This window comes from Undibacterium sp. GrIS 1.2, assembly GCF_040544435.1.
Taxonomy (GTDB): domain Bacteria; phylum Pseudomonadota; class Gammaproteobacteria; order Burkholderiales; family Burkholderiaceae_D; genus Undibacterium.
Genome location: NZ_JBEONP010000004.1, coordinates 101386 through 125353, shown reverse-complemented (window position 1 = coordinate 125353; position 23968 = coordinate 101386). Strand labels below are relative to the sequence as shown.

Sequence of the window (23968 nt, the reverse complement as noted above, 5' to 3'; positions counted from 1 at the left end):
CGCTAATGATTGCGATGGAATATCAACATCGCAATATGCAACTAAGTAGTATCTCAACATGGACGAAAAAAGGTGTCTATATTAATGACTCCTTTGGAATTTATACAGGCTGATATAGATACGATTCACTAATCTAGGATCGCTTTTAGGCCATCCGCACAGTGACATCTGTACGGATTGTTGTGAACAGGATTTAGAACTTAACAGCCCCAAGAATGTAAGATCGCAGTAGCACTATTTTTGCCGGGCTTGGCCGTTGACGACAGCAGAATAATCTTGCCGATACTATTAGACCCGTCGATTTCAATGATGAAATCAGGGAATCCGTCGCCATCCATATCGGTAATCCCAATGATGCGTGACGCCCAGCCATAATAGCCAAGCGCATATTCAAACTGCTTGCCGTCGTATTCAATAAAGTACGTCGCGCCTTCGCCATAGGGCGCACCGTTTTTTCCCTTAAGTCCATTTTGAACCCGCATGCCAAAAGCGACATCGTTGAGTTTTAAACGATATTGATAGTCAAGTTCGGGGTTGAGAATATGTCCGCCGTTTTTAAATACATATAAAGGATGTTTGCCTTCTTTGATCGGCGCATCAGGTACACGCAGGTGCAAGATATCATCAGCTTCTTGCTCTACCAGAGCAAGCGATGAGCTAGCCTCTGGCGCATTTTCTTCCGGTATTTGACTAACAATTTTTTTTAACCATTCTGGATTTTTATCATTGGGCGATTGCGCTTCAACAAGTAAGTCGTTCTCTTTAATGACCAGGCTATACCACCGGTCTTTAGGCCATTTGGCAGGAACGAGATGCTCAAATTGTTTTGGTACACCGTAACTGCCCATCGCCTGACCCCACTCGCCAGATTTGAGCAGTACACCTGGTTCTTTGTCCGCAGCTTGGCTGATGGGCATTAGCAACATTGCTGCTAGCAATACGATAGAACACGGAATAGTTTTCATCAAGAGAGCATGTGTTAAATCGACGGTTATAAATCAATTCAAGCGCCAGATTGCAGTATATGACGCGTCATGTAAGTATTTTATTAGTACTATCGCTTGTCTAAATAACCCCAGACAACACCAATCACCAGACCACCCGTATGCGCCCAGTTTGCAATCGGACCGAGTACGCCAATCCAGCACAAAGCAAACCAGCCCAACATCATTACGATCGTTTGTTGTGTCAAGACGATCCCAAAGCGCGGGTTGGTGCGACCTTGCATCCAGATATAGCCGAACAAGCCGTACAGTACGCCAGACATGCCGCCAAAGAAAGGCGATTGTGTCAGCAAGAATTGCACGAGATTCGACCCTATTCCAAGTACCAGGACAAACAGAATATAAAATCCCGTACTCCGTCGTGATTCGATCAACCTGCCTAGATCCCACATCGCCATCATATTAAAAATCAGATGCATGATGCCGAAGTGGATGAATATCGGCGTGATCAAACGCCAGACTTCACCATGCACAATATTGTCCAAACCATGACTGCCAGGATCGGCGATCCACAGCGGCTCTAACACCGCATCAGATGCCCCCAGCCTTGACAGCAAGGCGACCAGCAGACTGATGGCGATCAGTGTGTTGGATACATTGAGATATTTTTTTAGTGCATGCATAAAATTGATTGTTACTCTTCGTCGTCAAATTCGTCTGCCAGATTTTTCCAGCCATGACGCGCAGCGAATGCACAGAATTCTTCCGGCGCTTCCAGTACGATCATTTTTCTCTCTTGCAGACCCAGGTCGCCATGGCCAAAATCAGGGCCGACATAACCTAGCTCGCGCAACTTTGTCATGATCTGGCTGAGCAGCACTTTATCGTTATAGAGACCGTTTTCTATCGGTGCAGCAAAGTCTATGTAGACATCGATGATGCCGTAGCCTTCATCAAAAATACGGATTGCTTTGATGTCGTGGCTAGTGCCGCTGGAGTCAGTGGCTTTGAACGGGCCGCTTAAATGGATGTCGGTGTCGGTTGTCATTTTGTGTTTGAAATTGAATTGATTGATGAGAAAAAGTTCTATTGAATTAGATTCTTTTCCGATTTTTTCAGTTAGGGTTGTTCGCAGTTCCTGTATTTCCGCTAGCGTATTCGCATGTATGGAATCTTTGAACAAACCAAGCAAAGTTTGTGTGCCTACATTCCACGGGTCGCATAACTCATGTGGCTCTAAAATCGAATCATGCGTGCGAATACGCTGACGCTATTCGCACCTACAAAACGCATAAATCAATGCGCCTCTTCCCAATTATTTCCCACCCCAACTTCAGCTAGCAGTGGCACATTCAAAGCAGCCACATTCGCCATCAATTCTGGTAATTTACGTTTGACCAATTCCAGCTCTGCGTCCGGTACTTCGAGCACCAGTTCATCATGGACTTGCATGATCATTTTGGATTTTAGCTGATCAGTTTCTAGCCAACTTTGTACTGCGATCATCGCTAGTTTGATCAGATCAGCGGCGGTGCCTTGCATTGGTGCGTTGATCGCTGCGCGTTCTGCGCCTTGGCGGCGGGGGCCGTTGGGGCTGTTGATTTCTGCTAACCAGAGGCGGCGGCCGAAGACGGTTTCTACATAGCCTTGGGCTTTGGCTTGGGTGCGGGTATCGGCCATGTATTGGGCGACGCCTGGGTAGCGTTGGAAGTATTTGTCGATATAGCTTTGGGCGGCGCTACGTTCTATACCTAAATTGCCTGCCAAGCCAAACGCGCTCATGCCGTAGATCAGACCGAAGTTGATGACCTTGGCATAGCGACGCTGTTCGCTGGTGACTTCTGGCAGGGTGACGCCGAAGATTTCTGATGCGGTGGCGCGGTGTACATCTTCGCCAGCGGCAAAGGCATTCAGCAAGCTGGCGTCGCCGGAGATGTGCGCCATGATGCGGAGTTCGATTTGCGAATAATCGGCAGATACGATGTGGCTACCGGTCGGTGCGACGAAGGCTTCGCGGATGCGGCGGCCTTCGGCGGTACGGACTGGGATATTTTGCAAGTTTGGATCGTTGGATGCCAGACGGCCTGTAACTGCTACTGCTTGTGCGTAGTTGGTGTGGACGCGACCGGTGCTTGCATTGACCATCTTTGGCAGCTTGTCGGTATAGGTCGATTTGAGTTTGGCGAGGCCGCGATATTCGAGCAACACTTTGGGTAGCGGATAATTTTCTGCCAGTTTTTGTAAGACTTCTTCGTCGGTCGACGGCGCACCGGATGGCGTTTTTTTGACGACGGGTAGACCCAGTTTGACGAAGAAAATTTCACCTAATTGTTTGGGTGAATTTAGGTTGAAGGGTTGCTCTGCCAGCTCGTAGGCTTTTTGTTCCAGCTCAAGTAAGCGGATACCAATTTCATGTGATTGCGTGGCTAATAAATCTTTGTTGATGAGTACACCGTTGCGCTCGATTTTTTGCAACACGATAGAGGTCGGCAATTCGATCTCGTGATAAATGCGGGTGAGTTTTGCATCGGGTTCTATCTGTGGCCACATTGCCAGATGCAGTTGCAGCGTGATATCGGCATCTTCTGCCGCGTATTGTGTAGCGCGTTCCAGATCAACTTGATCGAAACAGATTTGCGATGCACCTTTGCCGCAGACTTCTTCAAAGCTGATGGTTTTTCTGCCTAGATGGCGCAAGGCCAGGCTGTCCATGTCATGCGATTTGTGCGATTCAAATACATAAGATTCCAGCAGCGTGTCGTGTTGTATCCCCAGTAAATGAATACCGTGATTAGCGAAGATATGGCTGTCGTATTTGAGGTTTTGGCCGACCTTGGGTTTGCTAGCATCTTCTAACCATGGCTTGAGCTTTGCCAGTACCACCTCGCGGCTGAGTTGCGCCGGCGCGCCGGGGTAGTTGTGTGCTAGCGGGATATAAGCAGCTAATCCCGGTTCGCAACATAAAGAGATGCCGACCATTTGCGCCGTCATCGGCTCTAGCGACGTAGTTTCGGTATCGACAGAGGTGAGGGCGGCTTGATTGATTTTTGCCAGCCATTGATCCAGCGCGGCTTCGGTCAGAATCATGTCGTACTGAGTTACTGCTGGCGCTGCCGGAATGTCAGCAGGGCTGGTGATTGAGGCTGTAGACGAGGCTGCAGAAGTCGCGTTGCTAGCCTCATCGCCAAACAAGCCCGCTTGTGCGTTGTTTGTATTGGACGCTGTTTTGAGTGGCGTTGCACCGGCAGTTGGATCGCCCGATAATTCACGTAGCCAGCTTTTAAAACCATAACGTGTGAAGAAGGCGAGCATGGCTTCTTTGCTCTCTTCTTTGGCAATTAGCGATTCGTCGATGGAAATATGCTGTGCCGACAAGTCGCAATCTGTTTTGACGGTGATCAAAACCCGGCCTTGCGGCAACCAGTCTAATGCCTGACGTAGGTTGTCGCCAACTACGCCTTTAATCTTATCGGCATTGGCGATGACGCCATCTAAGCTGTCGTATTCTGCCAGCCATTTGACGGCAGTTTTGGGGCCGCATTTGGCGACACCTGGCACGTTATCGACGGTATCGCCAATCAATGTGAGGTAATCAATGATGCGGTTTGGCGGTACGCCAAACTTGGCGATGACACCAGCTTCATCGAGCTTCTCATTACTCATGGTGTTGATCAGTGTGACATTGGCGTTGACCAGTTGTGCCAGATCTTTATCGCCGGTCGAGACGATGGTGTTCATGCCGCGTGATGTTGCTTCTACCGCGAGGGTGCCAATCACGTCGTCTGCTTCGACGCCTTCGACCATCAGTATCGGCCAGCCCATGGCGGTGACGGCTTCATGAATGGGAACAATTTGCAGGCGCAGGTCGTCGGGCATCGGTGCGCGTTGTGCTTTGTATTCTGGATAGAGGTCGTCGCGAAAGGTTTTACCTTTTGCATCAAACACGCAGGCGATGTAGGCGGCCGGATAATCGTAGCGTAATCGGCGTAACATATTGATCATGCCGTAGATCGCGCCTGTTGGCTCGCCTTGCGCATTGCGCAGGTCCGGCATGGCATGGAAAGCGCGGTATAGGTAGCTGGACCCATCGACTAATAACAAGGTTTTTTGCATAAGGATAATGGTAATGAGTGACAGCGGAAAAAGGATATTGAAGTTGCGCCAAATGGTCAACGGCGAAAAAGCCACGGCGCTCAAAGCGCGCGAATCTTGGCATATGTTCACGATTATGGCAGAGTTTATTGAGTCTACCGAACGTCTCTCGGGCGTCGGTCCCGCCGTGACGATTTTTGGTTCTGCCAGAACGCCGGTTGAGCATACTGATTATCTGATGTGCGTCGATCTGGCGCGGCGTTTATCGGATGCAGGTTTTGCGGTGATTTCTGGCGGTGGCCCGGGGATTATGGAGGCGGCTAATAAAGGTGCCTTTGAGGGTGTATCGTCATCGGTGGGCTTAAACATTGAGCTACCGCATGAGCAGAAAAATAACCCCTGGCAAAATATCTCGCTGACCTTCCGGCATTTTTTTGCACGCAAAGTCGCCTTTGTAAAATACGCCGATGCTTATGTGGTTTTTCCCGGTGGTTTTGGTACCTTGGATGAATTGACCGAGGTGCTGACATTGATCCAGACCGGCAAGACGCGGCATATTCCGGTGATTTTGGTCGGCAGCAGTTTTTGGCGTGGCTTGCTGGATTGGATTAAAACCCAGCTAGTCGGCAATGGCACGATAGACGCAAGCGATTTAAATCTGGTGCAATTGATTGACGAGCCTGCCAATATCGTGGACGCGATTTTTGCGTTTTATGAGGCAAGAGATATCGAACCTTCGGACGAAGAGCGGCAGAAAATGCTGTATTTGTAGTGCTTGGTGTTAGATCGCTAACAGCATTAAACATGGCGGATGCGGCGTGCGTTGCGGGTTGCATTGCTGGCTGATGGGTTGATTCAATAAAATATATACTCCATATTAGTATATTTAAGTGTCCATAGATTACTTGGTCTGTAAGGCATATTTATGAAAATAATGGGGGAGTATATTTATTTCAGCCTGTTATTGGCAGCTTGGAGCTGACTAGTTAAGTGATCAGACTTGATTAGTGAGCCGAACTAAGCAGCCATTGCAGACAGTCGTTTAAATGCATATTCGTATCGATCGTGGTTGCGCATATTGCTATCGTCGTTCTGAAACATTTCAGCGTCATCAGCCTGGGTATAAGCTTTGCGTCGACCTCCTGGTATTTTTGTCGTTTAAACCCAGATTTTCCATTGGAACAGCGACAAGTGTGCCTTTGGCGGACTGACTGGCTAGACGCGACGACGACGCAAGCTGCATCTTGCTAGGAGGAGCAACAACGCCAGGTAGTTCGCCAAAGGTGCAGTTGTCGCTGTAGCGCTCACACTCAAATCGCGGTCGTGCTATCCCTTTGAAGACCGCACGCCCTCTGCGTTTTTTGCGAAGTAGTAGCGGTCTAATGGAAAATCTGGGTTAAATCCTTGCCAGATAATCTGGATATAACTGTGAGTAGTTCCAGCCCTTTGCTACAATGGCAGCACGATTCCACAAGCCTGAAGTGACTATCATGAAAAAATTTTCCAAGCCATCTACGCTCGTTTTGTTTTGCTTAAGTGCAGTAATTTTGCCTTTTAGTGCAATGGCACAGACTAAGCCAGTCTCGTCAGCCCCGTCTTCCGCTGCATCAGTAGCATCTACAGCAGTACCTTTAGAGCGCATTGAAGAAGCGCCAGATAGTGGTGTCAAACTGATTAAACCGGGACCAAAGGCCAGCACGCCAAGCAAGATCGTAGAAAAGCGTGCTGTGGGCGGTAAAGTGACAGAGGCTGAAGTGACTGCTGCTGGTAGTAATTACACCATCAAGGCTAATCCAGAAATTGGTAATGCACCCCGAGGCACAGTACAAGGCGATGCAAACCGTGGCGCGCAGTGGAAGGTAATGGAGTTCGGCGGCAAAAAAGAAGCAAAAGAAGTGGAAGAGATTCCGACTTTGGCTCCAGCGCCGAAAGTCTCTTCCCCACCGGTCTCTGCACCAGCGTCTTCAGCGGCGACAAGTTCAGCGACAAAAAAATAATTCATAACAGCCTCACTCTCTTTTCTTGATATGGCAGTATTTACATCGGTAAGTCTGGACGATCTTCGTCCGTGGATGACGCAATTCCCATTGGGGAACGCGTTATCAATTAAAGGCATCGCCTCCGGCATTGAAAACAGTAATTTTTTTATCAATACCGATGCAGGTGAATTTGTTCTGACAATTTTTGAAAATCTGAGTTTTGAACAACTGCCGTTTTACCTCAAGTTAATGCGCCATCTGGCAGATCGCGGTGTTTTGGTACCAGCGCCAATTGCAAATGATCAAGGGGAATTAGTCTCTTCCTTGCACGGCAAGCCAGCAGCAATTGTCAGCAAATTAGAAGGCAGTTCGCAAATGGCACCCGCCGCATCCCATTGCGCAGAAGTAGGTGCAATGCTGGCGCGTATGCATGTGGCGGCCAAAGATTTTGAAATACGCCAGCCTAATTTACGCGGTCTTGAATGGTGGAATCAGACTACCCCCGCGGTATTGCCGTTTTTATCTGAGACTAACCAGCATCTGTTGTGCGCAGAGATGCATTATCAAGAGACATTTGCCACTACCGCGATTTATAAAGCATTGCCGGGCGGACCTGTGCATGCAGACTTGTTTCGTAATAATGTGATGTTTGACGGTGAGCGGCTGACAGGTTTTTTTGATTTTTATTTCGCCGGTTGCGACACCTGGTTATTTGATGTCGCTGTAACGGTCAACGACTGGTGTATTGACGTAGCGACTGGTGAGCTGGATTTGCCCAGAGTCCATGCTCTGCTGACTGCCTACCATGCGGTGCGAGCATTTACTGCCGATGAGCAAATTGCCTGGCAGCCGATGCTACGCGCTGCGGCGCTGCGATTTTGGTTATCCCGATCTTATGATTTTTATTTGCCGCGTGATGCTGAAATGCTGACGCCGCATGACCCCGGCCATTTTGAGCGTATTCTTCGCCTACGCGAGGCGAATAACGCTCCTCCTTTACCGATCCCTGTACCCCTAGCCGCCACGTAACACAAACAATGAATCAGCCTAATGTAGAGTTATCCCCCAATTCCAATCCCGCGCCAATGATGGGATGGGCTTGGGTTAAAGCTGGATTTCAGCTTTTCCGTAAACAGCCTGTAGAAATGTTGACGCTGTTTTTTGCGTATATGTTTTTGACGATGGCAATTGGCCTGATTCCCTTCGTCGGGCAGTTTTTGCCGATGATACTGGTGCCGGTCTTTTCTATGAGTTTCTTACAAGCTTGTCGCCATATCGAAAACGGACAAAGAGTTCATCCTAATCTTTTACTGCTGGGTTTTCGTTCGCCTGCATTTTCTCGGTTGCTGACGCTAGGTTCTCTTTATCTGATCGCTGCGATGCTGGCAATCGGCGCATCGACTTTGGTTGACGATGGCGCATTCTGGAATTATTTGACGACCCAAAAACCGATAGACCCAAAAGACACTCAAAGTTTGCCGGATCCCGGTATGTTTTGGGGCATGCTGTGTTCTGCAGTGGTGTATATCCCTGCATTAATGGCATTTTGGTTCGCTGCGCCGCTGATCGTCTGGCAGGAAATGGGCTTGGGCAAGTCCGTGTTTTATAGCTTTTTTGCGGTACGCGGTGCTGGTAAGGCGTTCGTGATTTATGGATTGTCCTGGTTATTAATAGGGGTGATGTTGCCAACCGTATTGAGCTTAATCATCGTCCTTATCGTAGGCAAACCAATTTTAGGCGTGATTATTATGTTGCCGGTATCACTGATGTTGACAGTGGTGATGTACTGCTCATTTTATCCGACGTATATTTCGATTTTTGGCAGGCCGCAAGACAAACCAAGCACCGCCGTCGATCAGGTCACAGACGCTACCGCAAACACTGCACCAAAGCAGCCGGCAGAGGTGGATTCTGCCGATCCTGATCACACTAAGCCCGGCGGAAATTAAACCCCGACAACTTAGTGTATTAATGTAAACAATACACCCGGTTTAAGCCTCAAGCTGAACATGCTCTGAGGCTAAATCCAAATCCTCGATGATTTCATAAGTGTGTGTCATAGCCGCAGTTTTCTCTAACATGATCGAGGCAGAGCAATATTTTTCATGCGAGAGTTTAATCGCGCGTTCCACCAGGTTAGGTTTCAAGTTACGACCGCGAACGATAAAGTGGAAATTGATCTTAGTGAAAACCTTAGGCTCGGTTTCTGCCCGTTCTGCTTGTAATTTGACTTCGCAGCCACGTATATCTTGTTTGCTTTTGCGCAATATCAACACCACATCGTAAGCAGAGCAGCCGCCAGTCCCTAGCAACACCATTTCCATCGGGCGCGGTGCTAGATTGCGACCGCCGCCATCGGGCGCGCCATCCATCATGACTGCATGGCCAGAGCCGGTTTCTGCTAAAAACGACATACCCGATAAGCCAGTCCAACGTACTGTTGCTTCCATGTGTTACCTCCAAAATATAGGTTTTACGCAAAACGACTCCGGCTGCGTTGTAGTGACTAGTCATACTTGAGTACGGACTCAGTCGCTAAGCTTTGCGGGAACAATTTTGCCTAAGCCCTAAAATAATATAACCAGGCCGCCATTGTAACGCAGCGCTAAATTTGGGATTTCTCCGCAAAAATAGTAAAAAATGCTGCACATAATCATCACCCCAGTCCGATAATCAGAAATAAGTGCTTATGCTATAAAAAACTTGTAAAAAAATGAGTTTAAAAGGCACTATTTTTAAAAAAATTACATAGATTATCTTGCACTGCACAATTTATTGTTCTATTATTGACTCATCGGTTATTTAAGTATTGCTTCTAAGTAACCACGCAATTGTCTCCTCTGCCTCCTTAGGTGGATTCAACCCGAAGCCAAGTCTTCGGGTTTTTTTTGTTCATTTTTTGCGCTTGTTTAATCAAGATATGGCCGATCTATTTGCTCATTTTTTAAACAGTGCTTGCACTAAGTCCTTGAAAATACTATAATTTCCGACTCTCTGTTAGCCCAAGAGGGAAGTTACAAGGGAGAGTCTGCCAATTAATTGTCGGCAGAACCACCAAAGTACCAAGAACACAGGGCGTTTTTAACTCTTACTAGGATTCATCATGAAAACCTTTTCCGCAAAAGCACACGAAGTGCAGCGCGACTGGTTCGTGATTGACGCGACGGACAAAATACTCGGACGTGTTGCCAGCGAAGTGGCACTCCGTTTGCGCGGCAAACACAAACCTGAATTTACTCCCCACGTTGACACGGGCGATTTCATCGTCGTAATCAATGCAGGTAAACTGCGTGTTACAGGTACTAAAGCTCTGAATAAGACTTACTACCGTCACACTGGCTACCCAGGCGGTATCTACGAAACTAATTTCCAGAAAATGCAAGCGCGTTTTCCAGGCCGTGCACTCGAGAAGGCAGTTAAAGGCATGTTGCCTAAAGGCCCACTCGGTTACGCGATGATCAAGAAGCTGAAAGTGTACGCTGAGGCAACTCATCCGCACACTGCGCAGCAACCTCAAGTACTCGACATCTAAGGATTAGCCATGATCGGTAATTACAACTACGGTACTGGCCGTCGCAAGAGCGCAGTTGCTCGCGTCTTCCTGAAAACCGGCAGCGGCAAGATCGTTGTGAACGGCAAGCCAGCGAACGAATACTTCTCTCGTGAAACAGGTTTGATGGTTATTCGTCAGCCTTTGGAATTGACTAACCATCTCGAAACTTTCGATATCATGGTCAACGTTCACGGCGGCGGCGAGTCCGGCCAAGCTGGTGCGGTTCGTCACGGTATTACTCGTGCATTGATCGACTACGAAGCAACATTGAAGCCAGAGCTGTCAAAAGCTGGTTTCGTTACTCGTGATGCTCGTGAAGTTGAACGTAAAAAAGTCGGCTTGCGTAAAGCACGTCGCGCTAAGCAGTTCTCCAAGCGTTAATCTCGCGGACTCTGTTTCAAAAAGCCGTCAGGTTATCTACCTGGCGGCTTTTTTCATTTGGAACTGTATTAAGAGTCTAATTTATGTCAGAGTCTTATTTACAATTTTTTGTCAGTTCTACTGCTAAAATACGAACAAAATTTCTGTCGAGGAATATACGATGATCAAAATAGGTACAGTTGGCGGCACTGGTTACACAGGCGTGGAGCTGTTACGTTTGTTAGCTACTCACCCGCAGGCGCAAATCGTTGCAATCACTTCACGTAAGGAAGATGGATTGCCAGTGGCGGACATGTATCCGTCTCTGCGTGGACATCTTGATATCGCATTTTCTTCCCCTGATAAAGCAAAATTAACTGAATGCGATGTGGTGTTTTTCGCGACGCCACACGGTGTCGCCATGGCGCAAGCGCCTGAGTTGCTGGCTGCGGGTGTCAAAGTAATCGATCTGGCAGCGGATTTTCGTTTAAAAGATGTTAGTCAGTTTGAAAAATGGTACGGCATTCCCCATAGCTGCACAGACGTGTTGGCTGAGGCCGTGTATGGTTTGCCTGAGCTGAATCGTGCCGCGATCAAAACAGCACGTGTTATTGGTAATCCCGGCTGCTATCCAACAACCATGCAGCTCGGCTTTTATCCGCTGCTAAAGGCTGGTGTAATTGATGCAGGCAATCTGATTGCCGATTGCAAGTCCGGTGTCTCTGGAGCGGGTCGCAAAGCAGAAATCAGTTTGTTGTTTACTGAAGCGGGCGATAATTTCAAAGCGTATAGCGTGTCGGGTCATCGTCATCATCCAGAGACTGTCGAGCAACTGCAATATGTGACAGACGACAAAATTGGATTGCTATTTACGCCTCATCTGGTGCCAATGATACGTGGCATGCATTCGACTTTATATGGTCGCCTGAATAGGGAAATAAGTAATGAGGACTTACAGGCATTATTTGTTGACGCCTATAAAGATGAGCCTTTTGTGGATGTGATGCCATTTGCTAGCCATCCAGAGACCCGGTCTACTCGTGCATCAAATATGCTACGTTTGGCTTTGCATAGACCAAATAACGGGGACACAGTGATCGTTTTGGTGGTGCAAGATAATCTGGTCAAGGGCTCAGCTGGTCAAGCTGTGCAATGTATGAATATTATGTTTGATCTGGATGAACGCACGGGCTTACAGCACGTCGCTGTTCTGCCTTAAGGCATGGCTAAGTCACGTTCTTCGTTACGACGTCTTAGCGCGTCGAAAATGACGATACGCCAAGACCAGCCTTGGACGATCAAAGCGGCGCTGATCGTTTTGATTCTTGGTTTAGGCGGTGCCGTTGCGCTGTGGACTTACGATTTAGGTCGCAGTTTTGCGTTTGGGCCGAAAATTAAACCAGAGCAGGTTGAGCAACTACATGTACAGATAGAACAGATCACCGCCGAACGCGACAAACTGGCTGCACAAGTAAACACGGTAGATAGTCAGCAAAATATTGAGAAATCTACGCAAAAGCAATTAACCGATCAGGTCAAAAATCTGACGGCAGAAAATCTGAAGCTAAAAGATGATTTGGCTTTTTTTGAAAGTCTGATGCCATCAGCTACTGGCGCAGAAGGCATTACTGTGCAGCGAGTTAAAGCAGAAATGGTTGCGCCAAATCAAATGCGTTATCGTATTTTGATTATGCAAGGCGGTAAAGGCGGGCGCGATTTTGTTGGTGACGTGCAGTTATCGCTATCTTTAGTACAGGCTGGCAAACCTGTTATGATGCAATTCCCCGATCCTAAAATGGGCGATGCTGGCAAACTAAAATTATCGTTTAGATACTATCAGCGTTTAGAGGGTGTAGTTACTTTGCCAGAAGGCGCAACGGTAAAATCGCTACAAGCCAAAGTAATGGACAAAGGTCAAATACGCGCTCAGCAGTCGATTAATTTGTAAGGAATTTATTCATGTTTAATCGCAAAAATAAAAATACGATTGATAGCCTGATTGGCGTTTCCACGAGCATCCAAGGCGATTTGCATTTCAAAGGCGGCCTGCGGATTGATGGTCATGTTACCGGTAACGTCATCGCTAATCCTGAAGAATCCAGCATGCTGGTCATTTCTGAGCAAGCTAAAATTGATGGCGAAGTCCGCGCCGGTCATGTCGTTGTGAATGGCGAAATCAACGGGCCTGTTTTTTCTTCAGAATTGATTGAGTTGCAACCTAAAGCCAGAATTTCAGGCGATGTGCATTATAAGGCGCTAGAAATGATGAATGGCGCTTTAGTCACTGGTAAATTGACACATGAACAAGCTAGCGAGCCCGTATTGAAATTAGCTTCCTCGCACAGCTAAGCTTTATTACAAGCAACCGCGTCACTGAAACATCTAACACCATATAGGTCTATAATAAAGATCTGTCAGAACAGTAGGAGCACGAAATGAATGCAGTAGCCGAAATGCCAGCACCAATTATTTTTAGTGAGAGTGCCGCCGCTAAAGTAGCACAATTGATTGAAGAAGAAGGTAATCCTGATCTGAAACTACGCGTCTTTGTCCAAGGTGGCGGATGCTCGGGTTTTCAGTACGGTTTTACTTTTGATGAAATCATCAATGAAGACGACACCGCAATGACTAAAAATGGCGTGCAGTTGTTGATCGACTCAATGAGCTACCAGTATCTGGTTGGTGCAGAGATTGATTACAAAGATGATTTAGAGGGCGCGCAATTTGTGATTAAAAACCCAAATGCGACAACAACCTGTGGTTGTGGATCTTCTTTCTCTGCATAATATTTGCGAGAGTTGGGATAAAAAAGGATGCTGCGGCGTCCTTTTTTTACGCCTGAAAATTATTCAGCGTAGCGCTTTGCAACAATTCATCACAACGAAGACGACTTTGATTACACTGAATTAAAAACGGAATCACAAAAAGGCCATCGCTAAAAGCGAGTCGTTAAAAGGGAGCCACTATGACGCAGACAGCAATTGATGACGTGCAGCCAGAACAAATACTGCCACAAACACTGCCGCAAGTAGCATCGCAATCGACCCAGGCGCATCAGCAGCGCCAGCGTGCTGTGGTCGCTGCATTGCGAAAGGTATTGCCAGAGCGTAGCGTGCTGTATCAGGAAGAAGATACCCGACCGTATGAGTGCGATGGCTTGGCGGCTTATCGTCAATTACCTATGGTCGTCAGCTTGCCTGAAAATGAGCAGCAAGTGATTGCGGTCTTAAATATTTGCCGCGAACTCAACGTCCCTATCGTGCCGCGCGGTGCCGGTACTGGCTTATCCGGTGGCGCGATGCCTATCGTTGATGGTGTTGTGTTATCTACCGCCAGACTAAACAAAATTATCAAGGTGGATGCGTATTCTCGCACGGCGGTAGTCCAGCCTGGCGTACGCAATCTTGCCATCTCAGAAGCCGTATCTACTTTAGGCTTGTATTACGCACCTGATCCATCTTCCCAAATCGCCTGTACGATAGGTGGTAACGTTGCCGAAAATTCTGGCGGTGTGCACTGCCTCAAGTACGGCTTAACCGTTCACAACGTTTTACGGGTTCGTGCAATCACCATCGATGGCGAGGTAATTGAGCTGGGTGGCGAGTCATTAGATGCTTCAGGGCTTGATCTCCTCGCCGTATTCATAGGATCAGAAGGTATGCTCGGAGTTGTCACTGAGGTGACCGTTAAATTAGTGCCTAAACCACAAGCCGCGCGCGTAATCATGGCCTCGTTTGATGACGTGGTTAAAGGCGGTAACGCAGTAGCGAATGTGATTGCTGCCGGCATTATTCCTGCCGGATTAGAGATGATGGATAAGACCTCATCACGCATGGTAGAGCCGTTTGTAAAAGCAGGTTATGACGTCGATGCCGAGGCGATTTTATTATGCGAATCCGATGGCACCGATGATGAAGTAGAAGAAGAAATCCAGCGCATGTGCGAAGTGCTGGAAAACGCAGGTGCTACCGCCATCGCGGTCTCCCAAAGCGAAGCAGAGCGGCTTAAGTTCTGGTCGGGGCGTAAAAATGCCTTCCCTGCTGCTGGCCGGATTTCCCCTGATTATTACTGTATGGATGGCACGATTCCACGCAAAAATCTGTCCCAGGTATTACTCGGCATTGCTGCTATGGAACAAAAATATGGTTTGCGTTGCGCTAATGTATTCCATGCGGGTGATGGTAATTTGCATCCTTTGATTTTGTTCGATGCGAATAAGGAAGGGGAATTTCATCAGGCTGAATTATTCGGTGCGGAAATACTGGAATTATGCGTAGAAGTTGGCGGCACGATTACTGGTGAGCATGGTGTAGGCATAGAAAAAATCAACTCGATGTGCGTGCAGTTTTCCGCTGCAGAGTTAGATGCATTCCGTGCGGTAAAGCGCTCGTTTGATACTGCGTTTTTACTTAATCCGGACAAGGCCATTCCGACTTTGCGTCGCTGCGCTGAGTACGGGCGTATGCATGTCAAACGTGGACAATTGAAGTTCCCAGATTTGCCTCGATTTTAGATGTCCATATATTCTGAGCCTTCTGGCACGAAAATGGCTGGAGAGCCGCAGAACGTATGGACGACTGATTTTGGAAATTATTCTCTAAAAAAATCCGGTATTCATATAAGCAACAAAAATAAAACATGAAAAACACGACGAACCAATATCGCTGATATGGAAAAAATTTTACAAGACTTTCGTGAACGAATTCAGGCGGCATCTGCGCACAAGACCGCGCTACGCATTCAGGGCGGTGCGAGTAAAAGCTGGTATGGGCAGCAAAGCGTCGGCGAGTTGCTTGATACCCGCGCTTACGCTGGCATCGTAGCCTATGAACCAACTGAGCTGGTCATCACGGCGCGTTGCGGTACTCCGCTGGCGCAGATCGAAGCAGCTTTGGATCAGCATCATCAAATGCTGGCATTCGAGCCGCCACGCTTCAATCAGCATGCGACCTTAGGTGGTATGCTGGCCGCGGGTTTATCCGGTCCGCGGCGGGCGACGGTCGGTGCGGTAAGGGATTTTGTGTTGGGTGCCAGCCTGATGGATGGTCGTGGCGAATTACTGCATTTTGGTGGCCAGGTGATGAAGAATGTCGCTGGCTATGACGTCTCGCGGTTGCTGGCGGGGTCGATGGGAACCTTGGGTTTGATTACCGATATCTCGATTAAGGTATTACCTAAACCGTTTGCCGAGACCACGCTGGTATTTGCTTTATCAGAAGCCGAGGCACTGACTAGACTAAATCAATGGGGAGGACAGGCCTTGCCAATTTCCGCCAGCGCATGGCATGTTGGTCGTCTGATGTTACGTTTGTCTGGTGCTGAAGCGGCAATACGTTCCGCTAAAAAACAGCTTGGTGGTGAAGAGGTTAAGGACGCGGCAAGCTACTGGCATTCTTTACGAGAGCAGACACATGAATTTTTTGCACAGGATGATGAACATGGATTATGGCGCTTGTCTTTGCCAAGCAGTGCAGTACCTTCGCAGTTGACTGGCAAATCCATGATCGAATGGGGCGGCGCGCAACGCTGGTTATTCACTGATGAAAACCCGCAGCACATACGCGATGCTGCCAGTCGCGCTGGTGGTCATGCGAGCTTATTCCGCGCTGGCGACAAGTCGGTTGGCGTATTCGCACCACTAACACCTGCGGTTGCCAAAATTCATCGCAATTTAAAAGCGGCGTTTGATCCGGCGGGGATATTTAATCCCGGACGCATGTACCCTGATCTGTAATTAGAAAAACTATGCAAACTAATCTCGCTGATTTTATCAAGAACACTCGCGAAGGCCAGGAAGCCGAAGAGATTTTGCGCAAGTGCGTTCACTGCGGTTTTTGTACCGCTACTTGCCCCACTTATCAATTGCTGGGAGACGAATTAGATGGCCCACGTGGACGCATTTATCTAATTAAGCAAGTATTGGAAGGTAAGCCCGCTACGGTAAAAACCCAGCAGCATCTGGATCGTTGTTTAACCTGTCGCAATTGTGAATCGACTTGTCCATCTGGTGTGCAATACGGCCGGCTGATCGACATTGGTCGCAAGGTGGTTGAAGACCAAGTCCCGCGACCAGTGGCGCAACGCTTAATGCGTGCTGCACTCAAGCAGATACTGCCGCGACAATCTATTTTTAATCCAGCGATGAAGTTGGGGCAGGCGGTACGTCCCTTATTGCCAAAAGTCTTACAGAATAAAGTGCCGGTCGCGCAAGCTTCAGGCAACTGGCCGCAAACGCAACATGTGCGCAAGATGCTGCTGCTGGATGGTTGCGTACAACCTGCGATGTCGCCTAACATCAATGCCGCTACTGCGCGCGTACTGGATGCTTTAGGCGTACAACTGATCGTCGCAGCTAAGGCTGGCTGCTGCGGTGCCATTCGTTTTCACCTCAACGATCAGGATGGTGGTTTGGACGATATGCGTCGCAATATTGATGCATGGTGGACTTATGTAGAGCAGGGTGCAGAAGCTATTGTGATGACGGCATCGGGTTGTGGCGTCACCGTAAAGGACTACGGACATTTACTTGCACATGACAAGGCCTATGCAGAAAAAGCACGACGTATTTCAGCAATGACGCGAGACTTAAGCGAAATTCTGCCAGAATTTGAAATTGAACTAGCGCGCAAACTTCAAGGCAAAATCACTCAACGTATTGTCTGGCATCCGCCTTGTACTTTGCAACATGGCCAGCAAATTCGCGGCAAGGTAGAGGGCTTGTTACGCAGCGCCGGAGTGGATGTAAAGCTATGTGCAGATAGCCACTTATGCTGTGGCTCCGCCGGGACTTATTCTGTATTGCAGCCAGAATTGTCGTATCAGTTGCGTGACAATAAATTACGCAATTTACAGGCGACGGGTGCTGAGATCATTTTGTCGGCCAATATCGGCTGCCTCACGCATTTGCAATCCGGTACCAGTACACCCGTGCGGCATTGGGTCGAATTGCTGGACAGCGCTTTAAGCGATACTTTAAGCGACACTTTAAGCGAAATTAAGTAAGCGAATAATCATGATACAGACCTTCACTATTTTGCTGATTTTTCAGTGCTTAGGCGAAGGCTTGGTATATGTAACTGCGCTACCAATACCGGGGCCGGTGGTCGGTATGTTGTTGCTATTCTTTTTCCTGTTATTAAAAAAAGATTTGGCGCAAAAACTCGCACCTACGATTCAGGAATTCTTACGTCATCTTTCTCTATTATTTATCCCTGCCGGGGTTGGCATTATGGTGTACGGTCAGAGGGTGTTAGATGAATGGATGCCGCTGGTTTTGGCTCTGCTGATTAGTACGGCGCTCTCAATTATTGTGACGGCAGTTGTCGTGCGCTGGTTGCAAAAATGAGTACCCACTTTAGTGATTTTAGTGACTTCAGCAATCTGTGGGTATATCTCGCAGCGTCTCCGTTATTAGGGTTGACTGCCACGCTATTGGCGTACCAAGTTGCTTATAAATTGTATGAAAAAGCAAAGTTCAATCCGCTGGCTAATCCCGTTGCGATTGCGGTTATTTTATTGGTGTTTTTGCTGACGTTGACTCATACACCCTATAAGACGTATTTTAACGGCGCGCAATTTGTTCATTTTTTGCTGGGGCCAGCGACTGTCGCGTTAGCAATTCCTTTGTATCAGCAGTTGGGTAAACTCAAGCGTGACTGGTTTGCTTTCCTCGCGGGTGCTTTGCTGGGGAGTGCGGCTGCGATTGTCAGCGCGATGTGCATAGCCTGGTTATTTGGTGCGTCAGTAGTAACGATACTGTCTATCGCACCCAAATCGGTGACGATGGCAATCGCGATAGAGATTGCAGAAAAAGTCGGTGGTTTGCCCTCGCTAACTGCCGTATTAGTGATGATTACCGGCATTCTGGGAGCAACGATGGCGCGTGGTTTACTTAACCTACTAAAGATCAAGGACGAGAGCATTAGAGGATTCGCACTCGGCGTGAGTGCCCATGGCATCGGTACTGCCAGAGCGTTTCAGGTGAGTGAGCAAATGGGCGCATTTGCTGGTTTGGCGATGGGCATTTCCGGGCTACTTACTGCATTGATTTTGCCTTTTGCATTGCATCTCGCCAAACTCACCTGATCTGCTGTTTTACCTGCGCGGTTAGCGCTATTGGCGTCACTTGCGTCGCTTATTCCGCTAGCAGTTTTTCTATATCCGCCACCAGTTCGGCAGGCGTTGTCAGCGGCGCATATCGGTTGAATACTGTGCCGTCTTTTTTGATCAGAAATTTAGTGAAATTCCATTTGATCGCCTCACTACCCAGTAAGCCTGGTGCTTTCGATTTCAGGTATTGATATAGCGGATGAGCATCTTTGCCATTTACATCAATTTTGGCAAAAAGCGGAAAAGTCACGCCATAATTTTTTTCACAAAATGAACCAATCTCATCCGCTGTGCCAGGCTCCTGATGACCAAACTGGTTACATGGAAAACCTAATACTTCTACGCCTTTATCTCTAAATTGCTGGTATACCGCTTCCAAGCCTTGGTACTGCGGAGTAAAGCTGCAATTGCTGGCGGTATTTACAATAAGAAGAACTTTGCCTGCATATTGTTTTAGATCAACGGGTTGGCCTTGCAGATTATCTGCATTGAAGTCGAGTACGCTCATACGATTCCTAAATGTGAGGTTCCTGCAGTTAAATCGCGGTCTTTTGATTCTTTACCTCTCAACATAATCGCGAGACGTAGTTCATTGACCGAGTCAGCATTGCGCAAAGCATCTTCATACGTAATCAAATCTGCCTCATGTAAATCAAACAGAGATTGATCAAAGGTTTGCATGCCAAGCTCACGAGATTTTTTCATGATTTCTTTAATTTCATGCACGTTACCCTTGAAGATTAAGTCAGAAACCAGCGGTGAGTTCAGCATGATTTCGATCGCAGCAACACGGCCTTTTTTTCCGCGTAAAGGGATAAGTCGCTGAGAAATTACTGCTTTTAAGTTTAAGGACAAATCCATCAGCAATTGTGCACGACGTTCCTCCGGGAAGAAGTTGATGATACGGTCTAGCGCCTGATTCGAGCTATTGGCATGCAGAGTCGCAAGGCAAAGATGTCCAGTTTCTGCAAAAGCAATCGCAAAATCCATGGTCTCGCGATCACGGATCTCACCGATCTGTATCACGTCTGGTGCTTGACGCAATGAATTCTTCAGAGCAGCACCCCAGTCCTCGGTATCGATACCAATTTCACGCTGCGTAATAATGCAATTACCATGCGGGTGTACATATTCAATCGGATCTTCAATGGTAATGATATGGCCGTAGCTATTCGCATTGCGGTGCCCGAGCATAGCCGCCAGCGAAGTTGATTTACCTGAGCCAGTCGCACCAACCATGATGACCAAACCACGTTTGGTCATCGCCACATCTTTAAGATGTTCCGGCAAACCTAAGTCTTCTAACTTCGGAATTGCTGTCGTGATCGTACGTAAAACCAAGCCAACACGACCTTGTTGCATAAAAGCAGAAACGCGAAAACGACCCATGCCGGCAGGATTAATCGCGAAATTACATTCTTTGGTGGATTCAAATTCGGCAGCTTGCTTATCGTTCATGATCGAGCGTGCTAAATCAACCGTGTGGGCTGAAGTTAGTGGCTGATTTGATACCGGCGTCACTTTGCCATCGATTTTAAAGGCAGGTGGAAATTCTGCTGTGATAAATAAATCCGAGCCGTTCTTGCTTAGCATTAGCCTTAGCAAGTCGTGCATGAATTTGGTGGCCTGATCGCGTTCCATCTTGAGCGTCCTTATAGATACTTATTTGCTGCAATTAACCTGGGAAATTATCCGGCGTTTTAGCTGCCGCTCGCGCAGTTCCTACAGAGATGACATTCCGTCTGACTAAATCTGTCAGATTTTGATCCAGCGTTTGCATGCCTAAATTACTGCCAGTTTGGATCGATGAATACATCTGTGCAATTTTCGCTTCGCGTATTAAATTACGGATCGCGGGTGTACCCAACATGATTTCGTGTGCTGCTACGCGACCGGAGCCATCCTTCGTTTTAAGCAGAGTTTGCGAGATAACGGCTTGCAGAGACTCCGACAACATAGAACGCACCATCTCTTTTTCTTCTGCCGGAAAAACGTCAACAATACGATCAATGGTTTTGGCCGCAGAGGACGTATGCAGGGTTCCAAATACCAAGTGGCCGGTTTCAGCGGCGGTCAGTGCCAAACGGATAGTTTCCAAATCGCGCAACTCACCGACCAGAATCACGTCAGGATCTTCCCGCAAAGCAGAGCGCAAGGCGTTGGTAAATGATTTTGTGTGCGGTCCGACCTCACGTTGATTAATCAGACATTTTTTTGATTCATGCACAAATTCAATAGGATCTTCTACTGTCAGAATATGACCGTACTCATTTTCGTTGACATGATTCACCATTGCCGCCAGCGTCGTCGATTTGCCAGACCCGGTTGGGCCGGTGACTAAGACTAAACCACGCGGTTTTAAAGATAATTCTGTAAAAATACGCGGTGTATTTAACTGTTCCAGACTTAGAATTTTTGATGGAATAGTGCGCATTACTGCTGCTGCACCGCGTTCTTGATTAAACGCATTAACCCGGAAGCGTGCCAGACCTGGGATGGAAAAAGAGAAATCGCATTCCAGGGTCTCTTCATATATCTTACGCTGTGAGTCATTCATGATGTCATAGATCAAACCATGTACATCTTTATGATCAAGTGGTGGCAAATTAATACGCCTGACATCACCATGCACACGTATCATAGGTGGCAAGCCTGAAGAAAGGTGTAAATCGGATGCGTTATTCTTGACCGAGAATGCCAGTAGTTCTGAAATGTCCATTTATAATTCCGATAATTAAATGTGCGGTGAGACTTTGCTTGGGAGTGTACTAAGAATAATCTACTGAGAATAAATTAACCCTGAGTTGACAGAAAAACGCGTTCTAGTCTTGTCGGGGTTCCATTCAGAGTTCGAACGTTCAGAGTTTCAATTCAACGAGCCTAAACAATCGCAATAACGATAGCACTGAACAATCAGGAAAGTGCTATTTTCGTTGCAAAATCATGTATCCCGATTATGTCCTTAATATCTGACAACTTGCAAGCCGTGCGTGCTGATTTGGCGGCGGTGGCAACTGCCGCTGGTCGCGATCCACAACAGATCACACTATTAGCGGTATCTAAAACTTTTGGTGCCGATGCGGTGATTGAAGCAGCGCATGCCGATCAGCATGCATTTGGTGAGAATTACGTACAAGAAGCGATAGATAAAATTGAAACGGTACGCAAACTTGCGCCAGATTTATTGCTTGAATGGCATTTTATTGGGCCTATCCAAAGTAATAAAACCCGTCAGATCGCAGAGTCGTTTGCTTGGGTTCATTCTGTAGATAGAGAAAAAATTGCCACACGACTGTCCGAGCAGCGTCCTGTCGGTATGCCGGATTTAAATATTTGTCTGCAAGTGAATATCAGCGGGGAGGCGAGTAAAAGTGGCGTGTTGCCAGAACAGGCTCTGGCGCTGGCTTTACATATCGCTCAATTGCCTAGACTACGGTTGCGTGGCCTGATGGCGGTCCCAGAGCCGGCGACCACTGTAGAACAGCAAAGACAGCCTTTTTTGCAATTGCGCATGCTGCAAGACCAACTGAACACACATGGTCTGATGTTAGATACCCTCTCCATCGGGATGAGTGCAGATATGCATGCCGCAATCGCCGAAGGTAGCACCATGGTGCGGATAGGATCAGCTATTTTTGGGAATAGAAATTATGCAAAATAAATTAAAAATGATCTTTATTGGCGGCGGCAATATGGCAACCGCTTTAATTGGCGGCTTGTTACCTGATTTGACTACTCCCGCAAATGTGCATGTGATTGATACTCATCAGGCGTCCTTAGACAAATTGTCAGCGAGGTTCGGTGTAACGACAGGATTATCTCTTGAGGCTGGCAGTGCTATTGGTGCCATTGGTGATGCCAGTGCGCTGATTGAGCAAACGGATGTCATCATTTTGTCGGTTAAGCCACAACAATTACGTGAGGTCGCAGCTGCTCTCGCGCCGCATTTGTCGGGACAATTAGTCTTGTCAATCGCGGCTGGAATCCGTTCTAGCGATTTGTCACGCTGGCTTAACGATTATCCAAAAATCGTGCGCAGTATGCCCAATACCCCTGCACTGATTGGCAAAGGAATTACCGGTTTATTTGCAACTGCTGGCGTGTCTGACGAGCAAAAACAGGCGGCAGAAGACATTATGAGTGCAGTCGGCTCTACTATTTGGCTGGATCAGGAACCCTTAATTGATGCCGTCACTGCGATGTCTGGTAGTGGCCCTGCTTACGTATTTTATTTTATTGAGGCGATGCAACAAGCGGGTGTCGATCTGGGACTGACTAGTGTGCAAGCAACGCAATTGGCAATCTCCACCTTTGAGGGGGCGGCACTATTAGCGCTTAATTCCGATGAGCCAGTCTCGGTATTGCGCGAACGCGTGACCTCCAAAGGCGGTACAACGTACGCTGCTTTATCCAGCATGGAAAACAGTGGTGTGAAGGCGGCAATTATAGATGCGGTAAAAGCAGCCGCAACGCGTGGTAAAGAGTTAGGAGATGAGCTGGGGGCGGAGTGAACTGCAGTGAACCGCATTGAATTGTAGTGAATTTTCAATCAGTAAACAAATTCAAGCATTCATCAATTCAATACAAACGAGCTCATAGATTATTGCCTGTCAGCGGTTTGTGACGCAGAGTTTGGCTTAAGTCTTGACATCACCGTCGGTGCAATGCCTTGCCAGATTTCCCAAGCCATAAGCCCAGTTTTTAATAGCGACCAGATGCGCTTAGGCTTAATCAATAACGTCGTAGCAGTTAAACCTAAACTTATCAATGGATGTCGCTTGATTGTTTGACCAGCCTGAAATCCCAACTCAAGAAATTGCAGCGATTGTTTAAATTGGCGACTGTCCGCAATCAAAAGCTCGCGCTGGACTTGAGTTTTAGCCAGCAAAGCTAATCGTCGTTGAGTTAAAAGTTTGGCTGCGGATGCCATG

26 protein-coding genes are annotated in these 23968 nt (G+C 47.6%); 17 read left to right on the top strand and 9 right to left on the bottom strand.

Annotation, left to right across the window (positions count from 1 at the left end):
* Nucleotides 1-200 precede the first annotated feature (200 nt).
* The 4 genes from AAKU61_RS03055 to polA all read right to left on the bottom strand — a co-directional run bounded on the left by AAKU61_RS03055 (nucleotide 201) and on the right by polA (nucleotide 5057).
* The gene (locus tag AAKU61_RS03055) at nucleotides 201-965 is read right to left on the bottom strand and encodes a hypothetical protein (protein ID WP_354329555.1); all 765 of its coding nucleotides are present in this window, start codon (nucleotides 963-965) and stop codon (nucleotides 201-203) included.
* A gap of 89 nt (nucleotides 966-1054) precedes the next feature.
* Nucleotides 1055-1627: a rhomboid family intramembrane serine protease gene (locus AAKU61_RS03050; protein WP_354329553.1), complete on the bottom strand. Its 573-nt coding sequence runs from the start codon at nucleotides 1625-1627 to the stop codon at nucleotides 1055-1057.
* 11 nt (nucleotides 1628-1638) lie between these two features.
* Nucleotides 1639-1992 carry a hypothetical protein gene (locus AAKU61_RS03045; RefSeq protein WP_354329551.1) on the bottom strand — a complete coding sequence of 118 codons (354 nt, stop codon included), beginning with the start codon at nucleotides 1990-1992 and terminating at the stop codon, nucleotides 1639-1641.
* Between the two features lie 248 nt (nucleotides 1993-2240).
* Entirely contained in the window at nucleotides 2241-5057 is a 2817-nt protein-coding gene (gene polA / locus AAKU61_RS03040; protein ID WP_354329549.1) for a DNA polymerase I, read from the bottom strand.
* 13 nt (nucleotides 5058-5070) lie between these two features.
* Between polA and AAKU61_RS03035 the strand changes: the two genes are divergently transcribed.
* From AAKU61_RS03035 to AAKU61_RS03020, 4 genes are all read left to right on the top strand, one after another.
* Entirely contained in the window at nucleotides 5071-5808 is a 738-nt protein-coding gene (locus tag AAKU61_RS03035; protein WP_354329547.1) for an LOG family protein, read from the top strand.
* A gap of 718 nt (nucleotides 5809-6526) precedes the next feature.
* Nucleotides 6527-7033, top strand: coding sequence for a hypothetical protein (locus AAKU61_RS03030; protein ID WP_354329545.1), 507 nt, complete (start codon nucleotides 6527-6529; stop codon nucleotides 7031-7033).
* A 30-nt stretch (nucleotides 7034-7063) separates the two neighbouring features.
* The gene (locus AAKU61_RS03025) at nucleotides 7064-8044 is read left to right on the top strand and encodes a homoserine kinase (RefSeq protein WP_323492105.1); all 981 of its coding nucleotides are present in this window, start codon (nucleotides 7064-7066) and stop codon (nucleotides 8042-8044) included.
* Between the two features lie 8 nt (nucleotides 8045-8052).
* Nucleotides 8053-8964: a BPSS1780 family membrane protein gene (locus AAKU61_RS03020; protein WP_354329543.1), complete on the top strand. Its 912-nt coding sequence runs from the start codon at nucleotides 8053-8055 to the stop codon at nucleotides 8962-8964.
* 42 nt (nucleotides 8965-9006) lie between these two features.
* On the opposite strand, the gene AAKU61_RS03015 is transcribed toward AAKU61_RS03020, so the two are convergent.
* The gene (locus AAKU61_RS03015) at nucleotides 9007-9465 is read right to left on the bottom strand and encodes an OsmC family protein (protein WP_354329541.1); all 459 of its coding nucleotides are present in this window, start codon (nucleotides 9463-9465) and stop codon (nucleotides 9007-9009) included.
* 653 nt (nucleotides 9466-10118) lie between these two features.
* On the opposite strand from AAKU61_RS03015, the gene rplM reads away from it, so the two are divergent.
* The 11 genes from rplM to AAKU61_RS02960 all read left to right on the top strand — a co-directional run bounded on the left by rplM (nucleotide 10119) and on the right by AAKU61_RS02960 (nucleotide 19013).
* A complete protein-coding gene (rplM, locus tag AAKU61_RS03010) occupies nucleotides 10119-10547 on the top strand; it encodes a 50S ribosomal protein L13 (protein ID WP_322119863.1) in 429 nt (142 codons plus the stop codon).
* Between the two features lie 9 nt (nucleotides 10548-10556).
* Nucleotides 10557-10949, top strand: coding sequence for a 30S ribosomal protein S9 (rpsI, locus tag AAKU61_RS03005; RefSeq protein ID WP_322119862.1), 393 nt, complete (start codon nucleotides 10557-10559; stop codon nucleotides 10947-10949).
* A 160-nt stretch (nucleotides 10950-11109) separates the two neighbouring features.
* Nucleotides 11110-12147 (top strand): N-acetyl-gamma-glutamyl-phosphate reductase, encoded by a 1038-nt coding sequence (argC, locus tag AAKU61_RS03000; RefSeq protein ID WP_354329539.1) that lies wholly within the window; start codon nucleotides 11110-11112, stop codon nucleotides 12145-12147.
* Between the two features lie 48 nt (nucleotides 12148-12195).
* Entirely contained in the window at nucleotides 12196-12876 is a 681-nt protein-coding gene (locus AAKU61_RS02995) for a DUF6776 family protein (protein WP_322119860.1), read from the top strand.
* Nucleotides 12877-12887: 11 nt separating this feature from the next.
* Complete coding sequence (locus tag AAKU61_RS02990; protein WP_322119859.1) at nucleotides 12888-13277, top strand: bactofilin family protein; 390 nt, start codon at nucleotides 12888-12890, stop codon at nucleotides 13275-13277.
* Nucleotides 13278-13363: 86 nt separating this feature from the next.
* On the top strand, nucleotides 13364-13714 hold the full coding sequence (gene erpA, locus AAKU61_RS02985) for an iron-sulfur cluster insertion protein ErpA (protein ID WP_322119858.1): 351 nt from the start codon (nucleotides 13364-13366) through the stop codon (nucleotides 13712-13714).
* A gap of 179 nt (nucleotides 13715-13893) precedes the next feature.
* The gene (locus tag AAKU61_RS02980) at nucleotides 13894-15441 is read left to right on the top strand and encodes an FAD-linked oxidase C-terminal domain-containing protein (protein WP_354329536.1); all 1548 of its coding nucleotides are present in this window, start codon (nucleotides 13894-13896) and stop codon (nucleotides 15439-15441) included.
* A gap of 156 nt (nucleotides 15442-15597) precedes the next feature.
* Complete coding sequence (gene glcE, locus AAKU61_RS02975; RefSeq protein WP_354329534.1) at nucleotides 15598-16662, top strand: glycolate oxidase subunit GlcE; 1065 nt, start codon at nucleotides 15598-15600, stop codon at nucleotides 16660-16662.
* A gap of 11 nt (nucleotides 16663-16673) precedes the next feature.
* Complete coding sequence (gene glcF / locus AAKU61_RS02970) at nucleotides 16674-17930, top strand: glycolate oxidase subunit GlcF (protein ID WP_354329532.1); 1257 nt, start codon at nucleotides 16674-16676, stop codon at nucleotides 17928-17930.
* Nucleotides 17931-17940: 10 nt separating this feature from the next.
* A complete protein-coding gene (locus tag AAKU61_RS02965; RefSeq protein WP_354329530.1) occupies nucleotides 17941-18273 on the top strand; it encodes a CidA/LrgA family protein in 333 nt (110 codons plus the stop codon).
* Entirely contained in the window at nucleotides 18270-19013 is a 744-nt protein-coding gene (locus AAKU61_RS02960) for an LrgB family protein (protein ID WP_354329528.1), read from the top strand. Before AAKU61_RS02965 ends, AAKU61_RS02960 begins: the two co-directional genes overlap by 4 nt.
* Nucleotides 19014-19062: 49 nt before the next feature.
* Here the strand turns inward: AAKU61_RS02960 and AAKU61_RS02955 are convergent, their stop codons facing one another.
* Genes AAKU61_RS02955 through AAKU61_RS02945 form a run of 3 tightly spaced genes read right to left on the bottom strand, consistent with a single transcriptional unit; the run spans nucleotide 19063 to nucleotide 21756 of the window.
* Nucleotides 19063-19545 (bottom strand): glutathione peroxidase, encoded by a 483-nt coding sequence (locus AAKU61_RS02955; RefSeq protein ID WP_354329527.1) that lies wholly within the window; start codon nucleotides 19543-19545, stop codon nucleotides 19063-19065.
* A complete protein-coding gene (locus tag AAKU61_RS02950; RefSeq protein WP_354329525.1) occupies nucleotides 19542-20678 on the bottom strand; it encodes a PilT/PilU family type 4a pilus ATPase in 1137 nt (378 codons plus the stop codon). The genes AAKU61_RS02955 and AAKU61_RS02950 overlap by 4 nt, the downstream gene beginning before the upstream one ends.
* Nucleotides 20679-20712: 34 nt before the next feature.
* Nucleotides 20713-21756: a type IV pilus twitching motility protein PilT gene (locus AAKU61_RS02945; RefSeq protein ID WP_354329523.1), complete on the bottom strand. Its 1044-nt coding sequence runs from the start codon at nucleotides 21754-21756 to the stop codon at nucleotides 20713-20715.
* 237 nt (nucleotides 21757-21993) lie between these two features.
* Here AAKU61_RS02945 and AAKU61_RS02940 point away from each other — a divergent pair, with 237 nt between their 5' ends.
* Complete coding sequence (locus AAKU61_RS02940; protein WP_354329521.1) at nucleotides 21994-22698, top strand: YggS family pyridoxal phosphate-dependent enzyme; 705 nt, start codon at nucleotides 21994-21996, stop codon at nucleotides 22696-22698.
* Nucleotides 22688-23548: a pyrroline-5-carboxylate reductase gene (gene proC / locus AAKU61_RS02935; protein WP_354329519.1), complete on the top strand. Its 861-nt coding sequence runs from the start codon at nucleotides 22688-22690 to the stop codon at nucleotides 23546-23548. Before AAKU61_RS02940 ends, proC begins: the two co-directional genes overlap by 11 nt.
* A gap of 89 nt (nucleotides 23549-23637) precedes the next feature.
* Here proC and AAKU61_RS02930 read toward each other — a convergent pair whose 3' ends face one another.
* Nucleotides 23638-23967 carry a YqjK family protein gene (locus tag AAKU61_RS02930; protein ID WP_354329517.1) on the bottom strand — a complete coding sequence of 110 codons (330 nt, stop codon included), beginning with the start codon at nucleotides 23965-23967 and terminating at the stop codon, nucleotides 23638-23640.
* Nucleotide 23968: the final 1 nt, after the last annotated feature.